General features: G+C 70.2%; 16 protein-coding genes, 2 tRNA genes and 2 pseudogenes. 11 read left to right on the top strand and 9 right to left on the bottom strand.

Annotated elements, in window-relative coordinates; translation table 11 throughout:
• Nucleotides 1-39 precede the first annotated feature (39 nt).
• The 3 genes and pseudogenes from TU30_RS22545 to TU30_RS34445 form a co-directional block, all read left to right on the top strand.
• Nucleotides 40-615 (top strand): IS607 family transposase, encoded by a 576-nt coding sequence (locus TU30_RS22545; protein WP_042172839.1) that lies wholly within the window; start codon nt 40-42, stop codon nt 613-615.
• Complete coding sequence (gene tnpB, locus TU30_RS22540) at nt 612-1,751, top strand: IS607 family element RNA-guided endonuclease TnpB (RefSeq protein WP_234307953.1); 1,140 nt, start codon at nt 612-614, stop codon at nt 1,749-1,751. Before TU30_RS22545 ends, tnpB begins: the two co-directional genes overlap by 4 nt.
• 280 nt (nt 1,752-2,031) lie before the next feature.
• Nucleotides 2,032-2,799 (top strand): annotated as a pseudogene (locus TU30_RS34445) (transposase family protein); the annotation flags it as partial.
• Here the strand turns inward: TU30_RS34445 and TU30_RS22530 are convergent.
• The 3 genes and pseudogenes from TU30_RS22530 to TU30_RS22520 all read right to left on the bottom strand — a co-directional run.
• Nucleotides 2,798-3,508, bottom strand: coding sequence for a hypothetical protein (locus TU30_RS22530; protein WP_042172835.1), 711 nt, complete (start codon nt 3,506-3,508; stop codon nt 2,798-2,800). The pseudogene TU30_RS34445 and the gene TU30_RS22530 overlap by 2 nt on opposite strands.
• Nucleotides 3,505-3,861, bottom strand: a complete 357-nt coding sequence (locus TU30_RS37545; RefSeq protein ID WP_234307952.1) for a tyrosine-type recombinase/integrase — start codon at nt 3,859-3,861, stop codon at nt 3,505-3,507. Before TU30_RS37545 ends, TU30_RS22530 begins: the two co-directional genes overlap by 4 nt.
• Before the next feature lie 943 nt (nt 3,862-4,804).
• Nucleotides 4,805-5,035: pseudogene (locus TU30_RS22520) on the bottom strand (transporter); the annotation flags it as partial.
• A gap of 507 nt (nt 5,036-5,542) precedes the next feature.
• Between TU30_RS22520 and TU30_RS22515 the strand changes: the two are divergent.
• The 4 genes from TU30_RS22515 (at nt 5,543) to TU30_RS22500 (ending at nt 9,343) form a co-directional block, all read left to right on the top strand.
• Nucleotides 5,543-6,265 (top strand): M50 family metallopeptidase, encoded by a 723-nt coding sequence (locus tag TU30_RS22515; protein WP_042172831.1) that lies wholly within the window; start codon nt 5,543-5,545, stop codon nt 6,263-6,265.
• Between the two features lie 192 nt (nt 6,266-6,457).
• The gene (gene aroA / locus TU30_RS22510; protein WP_042172878.1) at nt 6,458-7,774 is read left to right on the top strand and encodes a 3-phosphoshikimate 1-carboxyvinyltransferase; all 1,317 of its coding nucleotides are present in this window, start codon (nt 6,458-6,460) and stop codon (nt 7,772-7,774) included.
• Between the two features lie 11 nt (nt 7,775-7,785).
• On the top strand, nt 7,786-8,796 hold the full coding sequence (gene rsgA, locus TU30_RS22505; RefSeq protein WP_042172829.1) for a ribosome small subunit-dependent GTPase A: 1,011 nt from the start codon (nt 7,786-7,788) through the stop codon (nt 8,794-8,796).
• A 223-nt stretch (nt 8,797-9,019) separates the two neighbouring features.
• Nucleotides 9,020-9,343, top strand: a complete 324-nt coding sequence (locus TU30_RS22500) for a multidrug efflux SMR transporter (protein ID WP_042172827.1) — start codon at nt 9,020-9,022, stop codon at nt 9,341-9,343.
• A 52-nt stretch (nt 9,344-9,395) separates the two neighbouring features.
• Here the strand turns inward: TU30_RS22500 and TU30_RS22495 are convergent, their stop codons facing one another.
• Nucleotides 9,396-10,013, bottom strand: coding sequence for a TetR/AcrR family transcriptional regulator (locus TU30_RS22495; protein WP_199816884.1), 618 nt, complete (start codon nt 10,011-10,013; stop codon nt 9,396-9,398).
• 181 nt (nt 10,014-10,194) lie between these two features.
• Here TU30_RS22495 and hisN point away from each other — a divergent pair, with 181 nt between their 5' ends.
• A complete protein-coding gene (hisN, locus tag TU30_RS22490; RefSeq protein WP_042172825.1) occupies nt 10,195-10,995 on the top strand; it encodes a histidinol-phosphatase in 801 nt (266 codons plus the stop codon).
• Nucleotides 10,996-11,206: 211 nt separating this feature from the next.
• A complete protein-coding gene (locus TU30_RS22485) occupies nt 11,207-11,611 on the top strand; it encodes a cyclic nucleotide-binding/CBS domain-containing protein (RefSeq protein ID WP_042172823.1) in 405 nt (134 codons plus the stop codon).
• Between the two features lie 95 nt (nt 11,612-11,706).
• On the opposite strand, the gene TU30_RS22480 is transcribed toward TU30_RS22485, so the two are convergent.
• The gene (locus TU30_RS22480; RefSeq protein WP_234307951.1) at nt 11,707-13,158 is read right to left on the bottom strand and encodes a catalase; all 1,452 of its coding nucleotides are present in this window, start codon (nt 13,156-13,158) and stop codon (nt 11,707-11,709) included.
• Between the two features lie 145 nt (nt 13,159-13,303).
• On the opposite strand from TU30_RS22480, the gene TU30_RS22475 reads away from it, so the two are divergent.
• Entirely contained in the window at nt 13,304-13,720 is a 417-nt protein-coding gene (locus TU30_RS22475; RefSeq protein ID WP_042172819.1) for a Fur family transcriptional regulator, read from the top strand.
• Between the two features lie 177 nt (nt 13,721-13,897).
• Here the strand turns inward: TU30_RS22475 and TU30_RS22470 are convergent.
• The 4 genes from TU30_RS22470 to TU30_RS22455 form a co-directional block, all read right to left on the bottom strand.
• Nucleotides 13,898-13,971 (bottom strand) — tRNA-Met (locus tag TU30_RS22470).
• Nucleotides 13,972-14,096: 125 nt separating this feature from the next.
• Nucleotides 14,097-15,914, bottom strand: a complete 1,818-nt coding sequence (locus TU30_RS22465; protein ID WP_370626691.1) for a tetratricopeptide repeat protein — start codon at nt 15,912-15,914, stop codon at nt 14,097-14,099.
• Nucleotides 15,915-16,137: 223 nt separating this feature from the next.
• A tRNA-Met gene (locus TU30_RS22460) sits at nt 16,138-16,211 on the bottom strand.
• Nucleotides 16,212-16,267: 56 nt separating this feature from the next.
• The gene (locus tag TU30_RS22455; RefSeq protein ID WP_042172816.1) at nt 16,268-19,156 is read right to left on the bottom strand and encodes a UPF0182 family protein; all 2,889 of its coding nucleotides are present in this window, start codon (nt 19,154-19,156) and stop codon (nt 16,268-16,270) included.
• Between the two features lie 200 nt (nt 19,157-19,356).
• Here TU30_RS22455 and TU30_RS22450 point away from each other — a divergent pair, with 200 nt between their 5' ends.
• A complete protein-coding gene (locus tag TU30_RS22450; RefSeq protein WP_042172874.1) occupies nt 19,357-19,899 on the top strand; it encodes a PPA1309 family protein in 543 nt (180 codons plus the stop codon).
• Nucleotides 19,900-19,928: the final 29 nt, after the last annotated feature.

Below are 19,928 nucleotides of genomic sequence, written 5' to 3'. Positions count from 1 at the left end.
CAGCGAATCTCAGCCTTTCTCAGCTGCTATCTTGATCGCTTGAAGCTTTCCGAGTGGGCGGCACGCAATGGCGTGCACTATCAGACCGCGTGGGCGTGGGCGAAAGAGGGCCGTATGCCGGTCCCGGTCCGCCAGACGCCATCCGGTACATGGTTGGTCGACGAGCCCACCCCGGAGGCGTCCGGACGGGTCGTGGCGTACTGCCGGGTCTCCTCGGCGGACCAGAAAGCGGACCTTGACCGGCAGGTGGCCCGCGTGGTCCAGGCGGCCACGGGGCTGGGCCTTCCGGTCGGGGAAGTGGTGACCGAGGTCGGTTCGGGGCTGAACGGGCGGCGCCGCAAACTGCACCGCTTGTTGTCCGACCCGCAGGCAGTGGTGATCGTGGTCGAGCACCGCGACCGGCTGGCCCGGTTCGGCGTCGAGCACCTCGAAGCGGTGCTGTCGGCGTCCGGGCGGCGCCTGGTCGTCCTCGACCCCACCGAGACCGTCGACGACCTCGTACGGGACATCACCGAGGTGCTCACCTCGATGTGCGCGCGCCTGTACGGGCGGCGGGCGGCGAAGAACCGGGCCGCCCGCGCGGTGGCCGTGGCGACCGGTGAGGCCGCCGAATGAAGAAGTTCCGACCCCAGCCCGGTTTCGTGGTGCAGGCATTCCGGTTCGCTCTGGACCCGAACGCCTCCCAGGAGCACGCGCTGCGCTCGCACTGCGGTGCCGCGCGTGCCGCCAACAACTGGGCTGTCGGCTGGGTCGAGGCGTCGTGGTGGCAGCGCCGCGCGGAGGAGTCGTACGGGATCACCGAGGCGGAGCTGCCCGAGTGGCGGCCGTGGTCGCTGCCCGCCCTGCGCAAGGCGTTCAACCAGGCCAAGACGACCGACCCGAGGTTCGCCGCCTGGTGGGAGGAGAACTCCAAGGAGGCGTACTCCACCGGCCTCGCGAACGCGTCGGCCGCGTTCGACAACTACGCGAAGTCCAAACAGGGCAAGCGGCGCGGCAAGCGGGTGGGCACGCCCCGGTTCAAGTCGAAGCGGAAGGCGCGTCTGGCCTGCCGGTTCACCACGGGCACGATCCGCGTGGACACCGACGGCCGGCACGTCACCCTGCCCCGCCTCGGAACGATCCGCACCCACGAACCCACGGTGAAGCTCCTGGCCCACGTCCAGGCCGGGACAGCGCGGGTCCTGTCCGCGACCGTCCGCCACGAACGCGGGCGCTGGTTCGTCTCCTTCCAGGCCGAGGTCAAGCGCGACCTCGAACGCGTGGCGCGCCCGGACACGGCGGTCGGTATCGACCTCGGCGTGAAGACCCTCGCCGTCATGGCCGACTCGACCGGTGAGATCCGGACCGTGCCCAATCCCGGGCACTACGACGCCGCGCGCAAGCAGCTGCGCCGCGCGTCCCGGACCGTGTCCCGCCGTCAAGGCCCCGACCGCAGGACCGGGCGCAAGCCGTCGAAGCGGTGGGAGAAGGCCAACGCCCAGCGGAACAAGATGCATCACCGGGTGGCGAACCTCCGCGAGGACGCCCTGCACAAACTCACCACCAGCGTGGCCGCCGAGTACGGCACGGTCGTGGTCGAGGACCTCAACGTCGCCGGCATGCTGAAGAACCGGTGCCTCGCACGCAGGATCGCCGACGCCGGGTTCGGCGAGATCCGCCGCCTGCTCGGCTACAAGACGCGCCACCCGCCTCGTGGCCGCGAACCGCTGGTACCCCTCCTCGAAGACCTGTTCCGGGGTGCGGCGCGGTGAAAGCCAAGCTGCCGCTGCCCCGGGTTCGACGTAATTCGGGGGTTCTAGAGGCCCTTCGGGACTGAAGGTGCAGGTCACAGGGCTGGAGGTCGTCCTGCGCCCCGAAAGCGCCTAGAGACGCGATTCTCTGGATTCACCTGAGTCTTTCCCGGTAAGCGTCCGTCGCTCGCTGTGATCGCGAAGCTGACGCTGCGGCCCGTGCGGTCCCCAAGTCCGGGCAGGAGTAAGGCCCCTGGTAGGAACGATCTTGCGACGGATTGTTCTGACCGAGGGGCCTCACGTGTCGATCGGTGTCACATACACCGCCGTGCTCGATGTGAAGCGGTCCACCGCCGAGCACCTGGCCCGGCTGCTGCGCGACCACCGCATCGTGTCCGGAACCCGCAGGGGCAGGCGTGCGCTGGGCTGCTTCCGTCAGGCGGTGCTCGTTCTGCGCTGGTTCATCGACGGCACCCGCCTGTCCCAACTGGACTGCGACAACGGCGTGTCGGCCTCCACCGCCTACCGCTGTCTCCACGAGGGGCTGACCGTTCTGGCGGCCGGGGCACCGGACCTCGCGACCGCGCTGGAGCGTGCGAAAGCGGCCGGGCTGACACATCTGAACCTCGACGGGACCGTCATCCGTACCGACCGCGTCGCCGCCCCCGGCCCCAACGGCGCAGACCTCTGGTGGTCCGGAAAACACCGGCACCATGGTGGGAACGTGCAGGTCATCTCCACTCCGGACGGCTGGCCGATCTGGGTCTCACCGGTCCGCCCCGGCCGAGAGCACGACACCACCTGCGCCCGCCACCACGGGCTGGTCGACGCCCTCAACCGGATCGCCGCCGAACTGGACATGCCGACCCTGGTCGACCTCGGCTACGAGAACGCCGGCGACGGCTTCCGCCACTCGTACAAGAAGCCCGCCGGAGGCGAGCTGACCGAGGCCCAGCAGACCTACATCAAGGTCATCCGCGGCATCCATGGTGTCTGCGAGCGCGCCAACTCCCTGCTCAAGACAACCTTCAAGGCCCTGCGCAGGGTCAGCCTCGACCCCAGCCGCATCACGAAGTGCGGTGCACCGGCAACTGTGCGCGGCACCAGGCTCGGAAGGCGACTTCGTCCTCGCAGGTCACCGGGACAGGGCGATCACGGCGCTCGTGGGTGGCGAAGAAGTTCTTCGGCAGCCTCGCCCCGCCCGGCCGACCGGCCCGGACATAACCACGCTCGTGCGCGCCGCACAACCCCAGCGGCGAAGCAGCCAGTTCGTCGCACACGTCCGCGCGGCACTCACCGTAGCCCGGCAGCGCCTGCTGGTCGGCCAGCCACCGTTCGAACTCCCCCTCATCTCCCCTCGCACCGAGGTGCCGCTTCAGATGGCCAAGCCACCGGTTGCGGTGCCGGAAGCACAGCACCAGCTGCAGGCTGAACGCCGGACGCTGCGGGCAGATCCGGCACATCATCGCCTCCGGCATCTCCGTGGCCGGCAGCGGCTCCGCGGAACCCAGGAACTGAGCCCGGCTCAACCCACGCGTCTCCGCCTCCTGCCACTGCTCGGCGTGCACCGAGCACATCGCGTAGCGCCGCCAGCGGGGCCGCGCGCAGTCGACGACCGTGCAGCTCCACGGGTAGACCGGGTGGGTCGGCGGGATCTTCAGCACCCCGCCGCGCAGCGCCGGGTCGAACTCGGGCCCGTTGATCAGCGCGGTGAGCACCTCCAGCCGGTCCCGTCGGGTGCGGGCATCCTGCTGCGGCAGCAGCGACGGCGCCGTCACTTCGTTTCACCCCAGACCGTGCGCAGGGCGGCGTCGAAGACGGGGTCGTGGACATCGACGTGTCCGTAGACCTCATCGACCATCGTGGCCGAGGCCCAGCCGCCGGCGTCCCGGGCGATCAGCGTATTCCCGTCGGCGGCGTCGAGAACCGCGGACGTGAACGAGTGCCGGAAGGCATGGGGTTTCACGACCCCGAGTCCGGCGCGCTTCCCGGCCCGGCCGAGCATCCGCCGGGCTCCGACCGGCGCCCACGGCTGTCCGGTATCGGCGCCGTGCAGCTGGACCAGGAGCATGCCGTGACCGGCGCCGTGCGGGTACTCGGTGGTGACGTACTCGAAGTAGGTGTGCACCATTTGCCGGGCTGACCCGTTTGATCAGCCCGCCGGTCACGGTGCCGTGCTCGACCCGCCAGGGGTGCTTGGTCTTGGCCTCGGCGCGGTGCGGATTGCCGGGCCGGTGGCAGACGTGCAGGTGAGGGGCGCGGCACTCGCCGCAGGCCGCGTTCTCGCGCAGGTGCAGGTCGACCAGGTGGAGTCCGCAGAGCTCGCCGATGCGAAGCCCGCCGTCGGCGAGCCAGGTGACCACCAGCCGGTCCCGGGCGGCGTTCACCGTCTCCAGCAGACTCTTGCGGGCGCCGTCCGGGAGCATCTTCGGATGCCGGCGGTGCGGCCCCTTCGGTGCCAGCAGGTTGGTGGGCAGCGACGACTTCACGTGCCCGAGGGACGAACGGCGCCGGTCCACCCGCGACGGCAGCCGCGACTTATCGAGCTTCTTACCGAGTTCGCCATTGATACCGAGGGAGGACTGATGCAGGTAGAAGCCCTTCAGGCAAGCCGCCGCGGTCGACAACGCGGAGCGGCCGTAGGGGCGTCTGCCGACCCGCCACGGCTCGCCGAGCGGCATGCAGACCTCGGCACCCACCATGCCCATGTACCGTTCCAGATACCGCAGTTGGACCGCGACGAAGGCCAGGCACTCCCGCTCCAACCACCGCAGATGGTCCACCAACAGATATGCGTATGGCCTCTGCGTACCCGAACCATCATGCAGACGCAGGAACCGTTCCGCCTCCGTGTGCACCGTCCCCTCGGGCCACACGATGGTCCACGACCGCCGCCCGTCCTTTCGCTCGATCTGCTGGACCCGCAAGTCCCCGACCACTATGTGCCTTGCCACTCGTCCTCCGTACCGACTCCAGAACATGACAGACGTCCCGGACACGGTCGGTAAACAAGCCCAGGACGTGCTGGTCACAGTCCCAGACGGACATCACGGGCAGGACTACCTGCGGTCGGTAAACTCCACGATGACCGGCGATCCGTTCTCGTCCAGCCCGAGCGAGTCGATCCGGCCCCCGTGGACGGGCCCAGTGCTGTACTCGCTCACCAGGAAACGGACGCCCAGCAGCGTCTCCATGTGCGCCTCGACGAGACTCTGCACATCGGCCTCGATCTCAGCGAGACGCGGCATGACCTCCGTCATGCCGCTATTCGTCGTGTCCGTGCGGAACAGCTTCAGCCCCGACACCTCCCCTCCTCGACTCGAAGATCGAGAACATCAGGGAAGGGCGGGATTGTTTCCGATAGTGGCTGCGATCGAGTGAAGATAATGTAAGCAGCCACGTCCGGGCCATGGAGGCGCACTGTGGTTGGCGCGGCCTCGCACTCATGGACCGGCACCAACTCTCCCGGTATCGGTCGCGCGTTACGGTGGGGCGTCTGCGACGTCGCTCCGCTACACACAGACCCAGTGGTCGACCGCCAGGGCAACGCCATGCCCGAACTGGGAATGTGCAAGGAGATCAGCACCAGCCCAGCACGGGACGGGTTCCCTGGGGTGATCACAGGTGTCTACAGGTCAGCACGCAGTCAGCACGGGTAAAGCAAGAGCCCCGGATCACTCCGGGGCTCTAACGCTGTGACCTGCATGTTTGCCGTCAAGAACGATCCCTGTTACGTCGGCGTCTCAGATACCGTCCGCACATACGTGCAACACTGCCAGACTCCGCGCCACCACGAGGAGCCCCCGCCCCACATGGACAGCACCGCATCCGCCTCGCTCACCTCCCTCTGGGACGAGGTCACCGGCACCCAGCCCGACCCTGACCTGTGGGTGGTGATCGCCACACTGGCCGCCGCGCTCGTCGTGGTCACGCCGCACGGGCTGTGGCGGCTCTCGCGCAACGCCATCACCATCGCGCACGAGGGGGGCCACGGGCTCGTGGCACTGCTCACCGGCCGCACCCTCACGGGGATACGCCTCCATTCGGACACCAGCGGCCTGACCGTCAGCCGCGGCAAACCGACCGGCATCGGCATGATCCTCACCGCCGCGGCCGGCTACACCGCTCCCCCGCTGCTGGGCCTCGGCGGTGCGGTGCTGCTGGGCGCCGGGCGCATCACGCTGCTGCTGTGGCTGGCCACGGTGCTGCTCGTGGCGATGCTGGTCATGATCCGCAATGCCTACGGGGCGCTGACGGTGCTGCTCACCGGCGGCACGTTCGTCCTCGTGTCCTGGCTGGCAGGCCCGCAGGTCCAGGCGGCCTTCGCGTACGCCGTGGTGTGGTTCCTGCTGCTCGGCGGGGTGCGCCCGGCGTTCGAGCTCCAGGCCAAGCGGGCGCGCGGGGGCGCGGGCGACTCGGACGCGGACCAGCTGTCCCGGCTGACACACGCACCGGCGGGGCTGTGGTTCTTCCTGTTCCACGCGGTGTCGCTGTGTTCGCTGCTCGGCGGTGGACGGTGGCTGCTGGGGCTGTGACGCCGCAGGAGTGGCCCGGGGACGGTGGCTGCCGACGGGTCAACAGGGGCGCCCGCCGCGCGGGACCCCACTCGTACTCCCCCCAGGGACGCCCGGTGGAGCGGCCCGGCCTGGGGTACAACGGCCCGGGGCCGACCGTTTGGGGCGTCCCGGGCACGCCCGGTGGCCGGGACCGCCACTAAAGTGGTGCGCATGACCGCTGATCCCGCACACCTCACCCTCTGGCCCGCCCCGCACGCGAGCGGAGCCGTCGACGCGACGGTCCATGTGCCGGGGTCGAAGTCGGTCACCAACCGCGCTCTCGTACTCGCCGCCCTCGCCTCCGAGCCCGGCTGGCTGCGCCGCCCGCTCCGGTCACGCGACACGCTGCTGATGGCCGGCGCGCTGCGGGCCATGGGGATCGAGATCGAGGAGGGCGTGGGCCCCGACGGCACCGGTGAGGCCTGGCGGGTGCTGCCCACGGGCCTGCGCGGCCCGGCCACCGTCGATGTCGGCAACGCCGGCACGGTGATGCGGTTCCTTCCCCCGGTCGCCGCCCTGGCCGACGGTCCCGTCCGGTTCGACGGTGACCCGCGGTCGTACGAGCGCCCGCTGAACGGCGTCATCGACGCGCTGCGTCACCTGGGTGCCCGGATCGACGACGACGGCCGGGGCGCGCTGCCGCTGACCGTGCACGGCGGCGGCGCCCTGGAGGGCGGCACCGTGCCGGTGGACGCGTCCTCGTCCTCGCAGTTCGTCAGCGCGCTGCTGCTTTCGGCACCGCGTTTCAACCAGGGCGTCGAGGTCCGGCACACCGGCGCGACGCTTCCCTCGCTGCCGCACATCCGGATGACCGTCGACATGCTCCGCGCGGTGGGCGCCCAGGTGGACACTCCGGAGTCGGGCGGCGAGCCCAACGTCTGGCGGGTCACCCCGGGCGCTCTGCTCGGACGGGATCTCACCATCGAACCCGACCTGTCCAACGCCCAGCCGTTCCTGGCGGCGGCGCTGGTGACCGGCGGCCGGGTCCTCGTCCCGGACTGGCCGGCCCGTACCACCCAGCCCGGTGACCGGCTGCGGGAGATCTTCACCGAGATGGGCGGTTCCTGCGAGCTGACCGAGCAGGGACTGGAGTTCACCGGTTCCGGATCGGTCCACGGCATCGACGTGGACCTCGGCGAGGTCGGTGAGCTGACGCCGGGCATCGCGGCCGTCGCGGCGCTCGCGGACTCGCCGTCCACGCTGCGCGGTGTGGCCCACCTCCGGCTGCACGAGACGGACCGCCTGGCCGCGCTCACCAAGGAGATCAACGGGCTCGGCGGCGACGTCACCGAGACCGCCGACGGTCTGCACATCCGCCCGCGCCCGCTGCACGGCGGCGTCTTCCACACGTACGAGGACCACCGCATGGCCACCGCCGGTGCGATCATCGGCCTCGGGGTGGAGGGCGTACGGATCGAGGACGTGGCGACCACGGCGAAGACCCTCCCGGACTTCCCCGGACTGTGGGCCGGGATGCTCGGGGCTTAGGACCGCAGACGATGCGCCGCTACGGCAAGCACACCGACGAGGACGACATCCGTTCCCGCCCGAACCGCAAGGGCAACCGGCCGCGCACCCACCTCCGGCCCAAACACGAGGACGCCGCCGAGGGCATGGTCCTCACCGTCGACCGGGGCCGGCTCACCTGCCTCGTCGAGGACCGGACCGTGCTCGCCATGAAGGCCCGTGAGCTGGGCCGCAAGGCGGCGGTGGTCGGCGACCGGGTCGCGATCGTCGGCGACCTCACCGGGGAGAAGGACACCCTCGCGCGGATCGTCCGCATCGAGAAGCGGACGTCGGTACTGCGCCGGACCGCGGACGACGACGACCCCTACGAGCGGGTCGTCGTCGCCAACGCCGACCAGCTGGCCGTCGTCACCGCCCTCGCCGACCCCGAGCCCCGCCCGCGCCTGATCGACCGCTGCCTGGTCGCGGCGTACGACGGCGGGCTCACCCCGCTGCTGGTCCTGACGAAGTCGGACCTCGCACCACCGGACAAGCTGTTGGAGCTGTACGGCGACCTCGACATCCCGTACGTCGTCACCAGCCGTGCGGAACTGGAGAGCGGCGCGGCGGCCGACCGGGTGCGGGAGCAGCTGGCGGGCCGGATCACGGCGTTCGTGGGGCACTCCGGGGTCGGCAAGACGACCCTGGTGAACGCGCTGGTGCCGCAGGAGCGGCGACGGTCGACCGGGCATGTCAACGCGGTGACGGGGCGGGGGCGTCATACGACGACGTCCGCGTTGGCGCTGCCGCTGTCGGGCGCCGAGGGGTGGGTGGTCGACACCCCCGGGGTGCGGTCGTTCGGCCTCGCGCACGTCGATCCGTCGCGGGTCATCCTCGCCTTTCCCGAGCTCGGTCCGGGGACGGAGGGCTGCCCCCGCGCGTGCAGTCACGACGAGCCGGACTGCGCGCTGGACGCGTGGGTCGCCGAGGGGCACGCGGACCCGGCGCGGCTGTACTCGCTGCGGCGGCTGCTGGCGGCCCGGGAGCACACGGAGGGCGACTGACCCGGACAGCCCGGACCGGGCCCGAAGGGGCCTGAAGCGGCCTGAAGCCGCCGGGTCTCCTCGGGCCACGACGCGGAATCGTCGGCCCTCCCGTGTTTGCCATGGACCACGGACGGTAAGTGCATAATCGCACCGAGCCGGATCCGAAGCTCTCGAACCCGGCGAAACGGGTCGCTGTACGCGAAAGCGGTCACTGCATGTCGGGACGACGGGAGGACGACACATGGCGTGGCTGCTGGTCGTGGTGGCCGGGTTGCTCGAGACCGGTTTCGCCGTGAGCCTGAAGCTGTCCCACGGCTTCACACGGCTCTGGCCGACGATCGCCTTCTGCGTGTTCGCGCTGGGCAGCTTCGGCCTGCTCACCCTGGCCCTGAAGAAACTGGACGTCGGGCCCGCGTACGCGGTGTGGACGGGGATCGGGGCCGCGGGCACGGCGATCTACGGGATGGTGTTCCTGGGGGACCTGGTGTCGACGCTGAAGATCGTGTCGATCACCTTGGTGATCGTCGGCGTGATCGGGCTGCAGCTGTCGGGGTCCGCGCACTGAGCGCTCCCCGCCGGCGGGCGCGGGGGTGCGGAGGTGCGGCAGCGCCGGAGCCCTACGGCACCGGCTGACGGTACAGGGCGCTGCGGACCAGATCGGCGACACCGCCCTCGGCCGGCGGCGGCGCGGCGATGCAGGACAGGGCGAGGCGCACCACCAGCTCGCAGGCGCGGGCCAGCTCCGCGGTGTCGGCCGGACCGGGCACGCCGGGGCTGGTCAGGACGGCCACCGCGCGGTCGCGGACGAGCGCGACGAGGTCACCGGGCGAGGGCAGCGGGCCGTCGGCGCGGCGTTGGGCGGGGACGGCGGAGCCGGACCGGACCGGCGAGAGGGCCGGGGAGGGCAGGCGCTCGCTCCAGCAGCCGGTGAGCATGGCCCGGACGAGGGCGTTCTGGCGGGCCGCGGCGGCGGTCCACTCGGCCGCCGCGGTGAGCCGGTCGCGGACGTCGCTGTGGACCGTGAGGGCGCGGTCGACGCCGGCCAGGTAGCCGTCGGCCTCTCTGCGGACCAGGGCCCTGGCGAGTCCGTCCTTGCTTCCGAACTCGTTGTAGAGCGTCTGCCGGGACACTCCGGCCGTCGCGGCCACGTCCACCATCCGTACGGCGGACCACGGGCGGCGCGCGAGGGCCGTGTGAGCGGCGTCCAGCAGAGATTCCCGCGCTGCAGGCATCATCGCCTCCCCCGGGGCGGGCGAGCGGCTCCGCGCTTCAGATTTGACGCGCCGCCGGGCACTGTCAAGGGTTCGCGTGGGGTGCGGGGCCCGGATGCCCGCGCGGTGTGCGGACCGTCGGCCCGCGCGCGGGCCACAAGCCCCCTGTGGCCCCGGCCCCATCTCGGCAGATACGGTTCGTTGCATGCCCGACTACCTTGACGACCTGCGTCTCGCCCATGTCCTCGCGGACGCCGCCGACGCCGCGACGATGGACCGGTTCAAGGCCCTCGACCTCAAGGTGGAGACCAAACCGGACATGACGCCGGTGACCGAGGCCGACAAGGGCGCGGAGGACGTCATCCGGGGCCACCTGAAGCGTGCCCGCCCCAGGGACGCGGTCCTCGGCGAGGAGTACGGGGTGGAGGGCACGGGGCCGCGGCGCTGGGTGATCGACCCGATCGACGGCACCAAGAACTACGTGCGCGGTGTTCCCGTCTGGGCCACCCTGATCTCCCTGATGGAGGCCCGCGAGGGGGGCTTCCAGCCTGTCGTCGGTCTCGTCTCGGCTCCCGCGCTCGGCCGCCGCTGGTGGGCGGCGAAGGACCACGGCGCGTACAGCGGCCGCAGCCTGACCTCGGCCTCCCGGCTCCAGGTCTCCCGGGTGTCCCGGCTCGCCGACGCCTCGTTCGCGTACTCCTCGCTCAGCGGCTGGGAGGAGCAGGGGCGGCTGGACGGCTTCCTGGACCTCACCCGTGAGGTGTGGCGGACACGCGCGTACGGCGACTTCTGGTCCTACATGATGGTCGCCGAGGGGTCGGTCGACCTGTGCGCCGAGCCCGAGCTGTCGCTCTGGGACATGGCCGCCACCTCGATCGTCGTCACCGAGGCGGGCGGCAGTTTCACCGGACTCGACGGCCGGCCCGGACCGCACAGCGGCAACGCGGCCGCCTCGAACGGCCTGCTGCACGACGAACTGCTGGGCTACCTCAACCAGCGTTACTAGCGCTGCCGGCGTCCGGAGACGTACGAAGCCCGCGCACGAGGCTCGCACGCAAAGGCCCGCGCGCCCTCGATCCGCCGCACGCGCCCTCTTGTTGACTCCGGCTTCGCCTGGGACTCTGAGAACCTGCCCACTTGTGAACTTGTGAAACCGTGAACCGGCGGACACTCCGGCGTCCGACGGCGCGGTTTCCGGTAGGAGGTGGCTCCATCCCATGCTCGTCCGTGACGCCATGAGCACGGTGGTCCTCACCATCGGCCCCGCCCACACCCTCCGCCAGGCCGCCGCCCTGATGTCCACCCGCCGCGTCGGCGCGGCCGTGGTCCTCGACCCCGACGGCACCGGCATCGGCATCCTCACCGAACGGGACGTCCTCGACTCGCTGGGCCTGGGGCAGGACCCCGACTCCGAGCGCGCCCACGCCCACACCACCACCGACGTCGTCTTCGCCGCCCCTTCCTGGACGCTCGATGACGCCGCCCACGCCATGTCCCACGGCGGGTTCCGCCATCTGATCGTCCTGGAGCGGGGCGAGCCCGTCGGCATCGTCTCGGTGCGCGACATCATCCGCTGCTGGGCTCCCGTACGACGGCAGGCGGCCCAGCGCGCACCGGTGTGACCGAGCGGGTCGGGACCTGCTCGGCACGCCGAACGGGCCGGGCTCCCCGTGAGGGAGTCCGGCCCGTCGCCACGGCAAGCGGTCCAGCGCTGGAATCAGCCGCGAAGGGCCTGGACCGCGGCCTCCAGCCGCTTGCCGAAGTCCTCGTCCGCCTGGCGGAAGTTGTTGATCGCACGCTCGGCGATGTCGTCGCGCGTGACCCCGGAGAGGGCGCCCGCCAGGTTGTCGACCAGGCGGACCTTCTCGTCCTCACTCATCAGCCGGTAGAGGTTGCCCGCCTGCACGAAGTCGTCGTCCTCGGCGTGGGACGGCGTGGCCGTCTCGCCGGTGAGACCGGTCACCGCGAGGGGCTCCCACAGCGGGCGGTTGGTCTGGACCGGACCGTCGAAGCTGTTCGGCTCGTAGTTCTTCGCCCCCTTGTGGCGGCCGTCGTACAGGTGGCCGTCACGGGAGTAGGTGCGCGCCTCGGTGGCGTGCGGGCGGTTGACCGGCAGGTGGTCGGCGTTGATGCCGACGCGGTAGCGGTGGGCGTCCGCGTAGGAGAAGATGCGGCCCTGGAGCATCTTGTCCGGGGACGGACCGATGCCGGGCACGAAGTGACCGGGGCTGAAGACGGACTGCTCGACCTCGGCGAAGATGTTCTCCGGGTTGCGGTCGAGCTCCAGCCTGCCGAACTCGATGACCGGGTAGTCCGCGTGCGGCCAGACCTTGGTCAGGTCGAACGGATTGAAACGGTACGTCGCCGCCTCGGCCGCCGGCATGATCTGCACGCCCACGGTCCAGGACGGGAAGTCGCCCCGCTCGATGGACTCACGCAGGTCACGCTGGTGCGAGTCGGGGTCCCGGCCCGCGAGGACCGCGGCCTCCCCGGCGGTGAGGTTCTTGATGCCCTGGTCGGTCTTGAAGTGGTACTTGACCCAGAAGACCTCGCCGGCCTCGTTGTTCCACTGGTAGGTGTGGGAGCTGAAACCGTCCATGTGGCGGTAGGACGCCGGGATGCCGCGGTCACCGAACAGCCAGGTCACCTGGTGCGTGGACTCGGGCGACAGGCCCCAGAAGTCGAAGACGTTGTCCGCCTCCTGCGAGCCCGTGTACGGGTCGCGCTTCTGCGTGTGGATGAAGTCGGGGAACTTGATGGCGTCCCGGATGAAGAAGACCGGGGTGTTGTTGCCGACGAGGTCGTAGTTGCCCTCTTCGGTGTAGAACTTGAGCGCGAAACCACGTGGGTCGCGCACGGCGTCCGGAGCACCCAGGTTGCCCGCCACGGTCGAGAAACGGACGAAGGTCTCCGTCTCCTTGCCCACCTCGGACAGGAACTTGGCCCTGGTGTACTTCGTCACGTCGGCGGTGACCCTGAAGGTCCCGTAGGCGCCGGCGCCGCGGGCGTGCACCACGCGCTCCGGAATGCGCTCACGGTTGAAGTGAGCCAGCTTCTCCAGGAGGAGCTGGTCCTGAACGAGCACCGGGCCGCCGACGCCCGCGCTCTCACTGTTCTGGTTGTCGGATACCGGAGCACCGGCTTCCGTAGTGAGCGGTCCCTGCGTCACGTACGCCTCCTGCGTCATTTCCAGCCAACTGCGCCTCTTGGCCGAAGCCGCTCCCGATCCTACAATGGACAATGTCTAAGTCAAGCATGACTCCAAAGTCACACTCGTTCGGGACCTCGTTCCCCCAACTGTTAGGGTGGTGCTCATGAGCGACCTTTTGGAACGACTGCGCGGGCGTGGCTGGCGGATGACCGCACAGCGTCGTGTGGTGGCCGAGGTCCTCGACGGCGATCACGTCCACCTGACGGCCGACGAGGTGCACGCCAGAGCCGTCACCAAGCTGCCCGAGATCTCCCGGGCGACCGTCTACAACACCCTGGGCGAGCTGGTCACGCTCGGCGAGGTGCTGGAAGTCGCCACGGACAAGCGGGCCAAGCGCTACGACCCGAACGCCCACCGGCCGCACCACCACCTGGTGTGTGCGCAGTGCGGCGCGATCCGTGACGTGCACCCGACCGGCAACCCACTGGCCGACCTCCCCGACACGGAGCGCTTCGGCTTCACGGTGTCGGGCGTCGAGATGACGTATCGCGGCGTCTGCCCGAACTGTGTGACGGCGTAACGTTCCGGCACCACCACCACCCTCCCCCGCACGCACGACGAAGCCCGGCACCGTTGGTGCCGGGCTTCGTCGTGCGACACCCGCGTGTGTGGTGATCCATGGATCCGTGGATGCACAACACCGGATGCACAACACCGAGGGCCGGAACCCTTTCGGATTCCGGCCCTCGGTCTTCAGTAGCGGGGACAGGATTTGAACCTGCGACCTCTGGGTTATGAGCCCAGCGAGCTACCGAGCTGCTCCACCCCGCGGCGATGAATGCAACGCTACGTCAAGGACGCGGACGGAGGCAAATCCCTTTCGGGGCGGCCGTACGCCTCCGAGGTGCGGCGACACGGTCCGCCCGCCCCACCACCGGCGGGACAGACGGACGACGTCAGGCCGAGAGTTCCTCCCGGAGGGCGTCACGCAGGCGGATCGCGCGCTCCATGACCGCCGTGGGGCCCAGTGCGGCCGCGCGGTCGGCCCAGCGCTGCCCCTCGGCGAGCTCGCCCCGGCGCGCATAGACCAGAGCGAGCCGCAGGGCGGCACGCCCGTGTCCGGCGTCGGCCGCGCGGGCCCACCACGCGGCCGCCTCGGGCTCGCTGCCCTCACGGGCCAGCAGCAGGCCCAGGTTGAAAGCGCCGTTGCGGGAACCGGCCTCGGCCGCCTCCCGGTACCAGCGGGCCGCCTCCACCGCGTCGCCACGGGCCGCGGCGAGCATGCCGACCCGCACCTGCGCGCGCCGGTGGCCCTGCAGGGCTGCACGCTCGTACCACTCCTCGCACTCGCTGCGCCGGTTCACCGGCTCGCCCAGTTCGTGCGCAGGCTCCGGTGGGCGGCGGGCATCCAGCACGGTCGCCAGGCGGTAGGCGGCCTCGGCGCTGCCTCCGCCCGCCGCGCACCGCAGGAACCGCTCCGCCTCGCCCTCGTCGCCGTCGCGCAGCCGGGCCATGCCGACCTGGAGCGCGGCCTCCGTGTGCCCGGCGCTCGCGGCCTGCTCGTACCAGCGCAGCGCGGCCGCCTCCTCCTCCCGGCCCGCGTGCAGGATGCCGAGATTGAAGGCGGCGTCCACGCTGCCCGCCTCCGCGGCCTTGGAGAACCAGGGCTCCGCCCCCTTCTCGTCACCGGCCGTCAGCAGCAGGATCGCCAGCGCGTTGGCCGCCTCCCGGTGGCCGGCGTAGGCGGCCCGGCGGTACCACTGCTCGGCAGGGGCGGTCCGGCCCTGCTCGGCGCAGAGCAGCGCGAGGTTGTACGCGCCGTTGACGTCGCCCGCGTCCATCGCGGCCCGGTACCAGCGTTCGGCGGTCTGGGTCTCGCCGCGCTCGGCGTGCAGGGCGCCCAGCGCGTTGGCGGCGTTGCCGTCGCCGTCCTGGGCGGCGCGCAGCCACCACACGGCGGCGTTCTCGGTGTCACCGGCGTCGCGCAGCAGGAAGGCGAGCGCGCAGGCGGCCCGCGCCTCCCCGTCCTTGGCCGACGTCAGGTACCAGTGGCCGGCCTCCTTGAGTTCGCCGCGCTTCTCCAGGATCGCGCCGAGGTGCAGCGCGGCCCGGCGGTGTCCCCGCGCCGCGGCCTGCCGGTACCACTGCTCGGCCTCCTCCGGGAACGAGAAGGTGCCGTCGCCGGTTTCCCGTGTCGCCTTCCGGTCCAGCGCCCTCGCCACCCGGTAGGCGGCTTCCCGGTGTCCCCGTTCGGCGGCCGTCCGCATCCAGCGCTCGGCGCCGGCCGCGTCCCCGCGGTGTTCCAGCAGGTCGGCGAGTGCGTAGGCGCCCAGGGCGTGGTCCTGCTCGGCGGACTGGCGCAGCCAGTACTCGGCGGCGGGCTCGTCGCCGCGCTCGCGGTGGTACCGGCCGAGCGCGTGCGCCGCCGGGGCCGAGCCGGCGACGGCCGCGACCCGCCACCATGCCGCGGCCTCCTCCGGATAGCCGCGCTGGAACAGAAGGACGCCCAGGTTGTTGGCGGCGGCGCGGTCGCCCGCGGCAGTGGCGGCGCGCAGATGGGGTTCGGCTCCGGCGAAGTCGCCGCGGCGCAGCAGCATGGCGCCGAGGACGCTCATCGCCTCGACGTCGCCGGCTTCGGCAGCGAGCCGCCGGCGCAGCTCCTCGGCCGCCTCGTCGGCAGCCTCCGCGGTCTCGTCGCGAGGTTCCTCCCGAGGGGAGGGCTGCTCAATACGCCCCGTCTCGAACAGAGTTGTCCTGTCCCCCATCACATTCATCGTCGCACCACCTGCAACCTGGGTACATCTGGTATGCCGCAGTCAGTGAGGTCACTTCAGCGTTTTGTCGACATGCCCACAGAGAGACAAGTGAAACACAGATCCGCCAACTCCCTTCGTCGGCGCGGCCGCAGAAGCTCCCGGCACATGCGTTCGCACACCACAAAGGCCCGGATTCCTTGAGGAATCCGGGCCTTTGCTGTCGCCGACTTCGCGACTTCAGTAGCGGGGACAGGATTTGAACCTGCGACCTCTGGGTTATGAGCCCAGCGAGCTACCGAGCTGCTCCACCCCGCGCCGTTGTGTGCACAACCGTACCACGGCGCGAGGTGGGCCTTCGACCAGCCGACCTGCTAACTGTCCGGGCTCGGGTCGGGACCGGGACTGCCGTCCGCGGACTGGGCCTCCTCAGCCTTGCGCAGGGCCTCCTCGAGGTCCTCCTGCGCCTGGCCGTAGGCCTCCCAGTCGTTCTTCTGCAGGGCTTCCTGGCCGGCCTCGAAGGCCTCCTGGGCGTCGTCCAGGGCCTCCTGGACCGTCGGGTCGTCGGACGTCGGCGGCGGCTCGGTGCCTTCTTCCTCGCCGGCCCCTTCGCCCTCGTCCTCACCTTCCGGTGGCTCGGTGGCCGCGCCCTCCGCTCCGAAGATCTTGTCGAGAGCCTGTTCCAGGGTGTCCTCGAAGGCCGTCTGGCCTCCGTAGGTCACCAGCACCTTGCGCAGCAGCGGGTACTTCAGTCCACCACCGCGCACGTAGACCGGCTCCACGTACAGCAGTCCGCCGTCGAGCGGGACGGCCAGCAGGTTGCCGTACTCCACTTCGGAGTCGCCGCCCCTCAGCAGCCTGATCGTCTCCGCGATGTCCTGCTGGGAGTTGAACTGGCTCTGGACCTGTTTGGGTCCGGCGGCCGTGGTGCTCGTCGGCAGTTTCAGGACTCTGATCTTGCCGTACCCCTCACTGCCCGCCTCGGCGTCGACCGCCATGAACGCGCTGAGGTTGTCACGGCCGTTCGGAGTGAACGTCGTGGTGAGCGAGAAGGCCTGTTCCTGCTGGTCGGGCATCTTCATGCTCAGGTAGTACGGGGGTACCGCGTCGCCCGTCTTGTTCGTCGGGTCGTCCGGCACCTGCCAGACCTCGCTGCCGCTGAGGAACGTGGTGGCGTCCTTCACGTGGTAGCGGGTCAGCAGCTCGCGCTGCACCTTGAACAGGTCCTGCGGATACCGCAGATGGTTCATCAGGTCGTCGGAGATCTCGCTCTTCGGGTCGACCGTGTCCGGGAACGCCTTCATCCACGTCTTCAGGACGGGATCCTGGGTGTCCCACTGATAGAGCTCGACCTTGCCGCTGTACGCGTCGACGGTCGCCTTCACCGAGTTGCGGATGTAGTTGACCTGGTTCTCCTGGGCCACCACCGCCCGGTTGTCGTTGGTGGCGGTCAGCGAGTCGGCCGTCGTGTCACCGAGGGTCGTGCGCGACGCGTACGGATAACCGTTGGTGGTCGTGTAGGCGTCCACGATCCACTGGATCCGGCCCTCCACCACCGCGGGGTAGGCGTCGCCGTCGATGGTCAGCCAGGGTGCGACCGCTTCGACGCGCTCCTTGGGCGTGCGGTTGTACAGAATCCGCGACCCCTCTCCGATGGCACCGGAGTACAGGATCTGCGGCTCGCTGAACGCGGCGGCGTAGGCGGCCCGGTTGACCGGGTTCTCGAGGTTGACGCCGCTGTCGCCCTGGTAACTGGTCGTCTTCTCGCCGCTGTCGTCGGAGTAGTCGATCTCCTTCTGGGGACCGCCGACGATCGAGTACGTCGTCGTCCGCTCGCCGTAGTAGACGCGCTGCTCGTACGTCCCCAGGTCGCCCTTGGACGGCAGGTCGGACTCGGTGAAATCCGGACGGCCGCCGGCGTCGGCGCTGGTGCCCTTGGCTGCGACGGCACCGTATCCGTGGGTGTACCGGAAGTGGTCGTTGATCCAGTTCCGCTTGGGGATGCCGTTCAGGTTGATCTCGCGCAGACCGATGACGGTGTCCTGCTCCGCGCCGGTCCCGGGATCGGGATAGCGGTCCACGTCCAGGTTGGCCGGGAACGCGTAGTAGTTCCTGATCTGCTGGAGCTGCTGGAACGTCGGCGAGACGATGTTCGGGTCCATGATCCGGATGCTCGCCGTGTCGGAGACCTGGTCCCGGAGCTCGGTCCTGTCCTCGGTCTGGCTGGTTCCCGGGTAGTCGTCGACCTGGGCGTCGTCGATGCCGTAGGCCTCACGCGTCGCCTTGAGGTTCTTCTCGACGTACGGCGCTTCCTTGGCCTGCTCGTTCGGCTGGACCTGGAACTTCTGCACGATCGCCGGGTACAGACCGCCGATGAGGATCGCCGACAGCACCATCAGGCCGAAGCCGATCATGGGCAGCTGCCAGGTGCGCCGCCACAGGGTGGCGAAGAACAGCAGCGCGCAGATGACGGCGATGCAGAACAGGATCGTCTTCGCCGGCAGGTAGGCGTTGGCGTCGACGTACCGCAGGCCGGTCCAGTTGTCGGTCGCCTTGAAGTCGCTGGACTTGACCGCCAGGCCGTACCGGTCGAGCCAGTACGCGACCGCCTTCAGGGCGACGAAGACGCCGAGGAGCACCGACAGATGGCCGGTGGCCGCGGCCGTGGCACGCGCGCCGGGGCTGGTGACCCGCAGACCGCCGTAGAGGTAGTGGGTGAGCGCGGCCGCGATCAGCGACAGGATGGTGGCCGCGAAGCCGAACCCGAGCAGAAACCGGTACCAGGGCAGGTCGAAGGCGTAGAACGCCACGTCGAGCTTGAACTGCGGGTCCTTCTGGCCGAACGGCACCCCGTTGACCCACATCAGCCAGGTGCGCCACTGGCTCGAGGCCGAGGCACCGGCGATCAGCCCGAGCAGCGCGGTGATGCCGAGCAGCAGCCACTTCTTGTACGGGGCGATGCCCATCCGGTAGCGGTCGAGGTTCTGCTGCTCCATCGACATGGCGCTCAGCGGCGGGCGCATCCGGTGGGCCAGCCAGATGTTGAAGCCGACCGCGAGGGCCATCAGCAGACCGAAGACGAAGAAGAGTCCGATCTTGGTCCACAGGGTCGTCGTGAACACCGACGAGTAGTCGACCGAGCGGTACCACAGCCAGTCGGTCCAGAACCCCGCGAACATGGTGAACACCATGCCGAGGACGGCCAGGACGCCAAGTGTCATGAGCAGGGTCCGGACCCGCCGGGACGGGCGGCCCACTCTCATCCGTGGCCCTGTCGGGCCTCCGCCACGGTCCGGCATCTGGAAAGCCAAGGTAGGCACCTCGAAGTTCGCTGTCGATTCGTCAGGTCCGCGAGTTCGTGGACCGCGTGCGGGCCCCTTTGCTCACAGGCCCACACCTATGCAACTTACTCACTCTTTACTCGGTTCCCGATTCCGGCCCCCAACGAGAGAGGATTGTGACCATGTCCAACACACCCATGGCGGCGAGCCCGCTCACCCGGGCCGTGCTCGAGATCGACGAGTACGTCTCCGGCCTCGGCTGGGACCAGCCCGCCCGGCTCTTCGCCCTCGTAGACACCGCACGGCTGCGTGCCGAGCAGCCCTCCCTCGCGCACCGGCTCGGTCCGGGCGACGAGCAGGAGACGACCGCCTTCACCCCGATCGAGCAGGATGCCATTCCAACGGGCAAGCCGCTGGACGAGTTCCTGGGCACCATCGCCTGGCCCGACTCGGTGGCCGGCTGCGCCCTGACCGTGGAGCGTCTGATGCTGCCGCCGTCCGCGGAGGCCCAGGTTCCGCAGGATCTGGACCAGGACGCGCTGGCCGCGTGGGTGGCGAAGCACCCGAAGCGCCAGGAGGTCCGTATGACGGTCGCGGTACTGCGCGACGGTGCCCGCGATTCCGCCCTGCGGCTGCGGGAGAAGGACTCGCCGACGGAGGTCCTCACCGGTTCCGCCCTGGTGCCGGGGCTGGCGGAGGCGCTGACGGCGACGTTCGAGGCGTAGTCCGAGGCGTGCCCGTCAACAACCCCCGC

The organism is Streptomyces sp. NBRC 110035, from assembly GCF_000829695.1.
Taxonomy (GTDB): Bacteria; Actinomycetota; Actinomycetes; order Streptomycetales; family Streptomycetaceae; genus Streptomyces.
The sequence above is the reverse complement of the archived record's forward strand: the minus strand, read 5'-3'. Positions and strand labels throughout refer to the sequence as shown.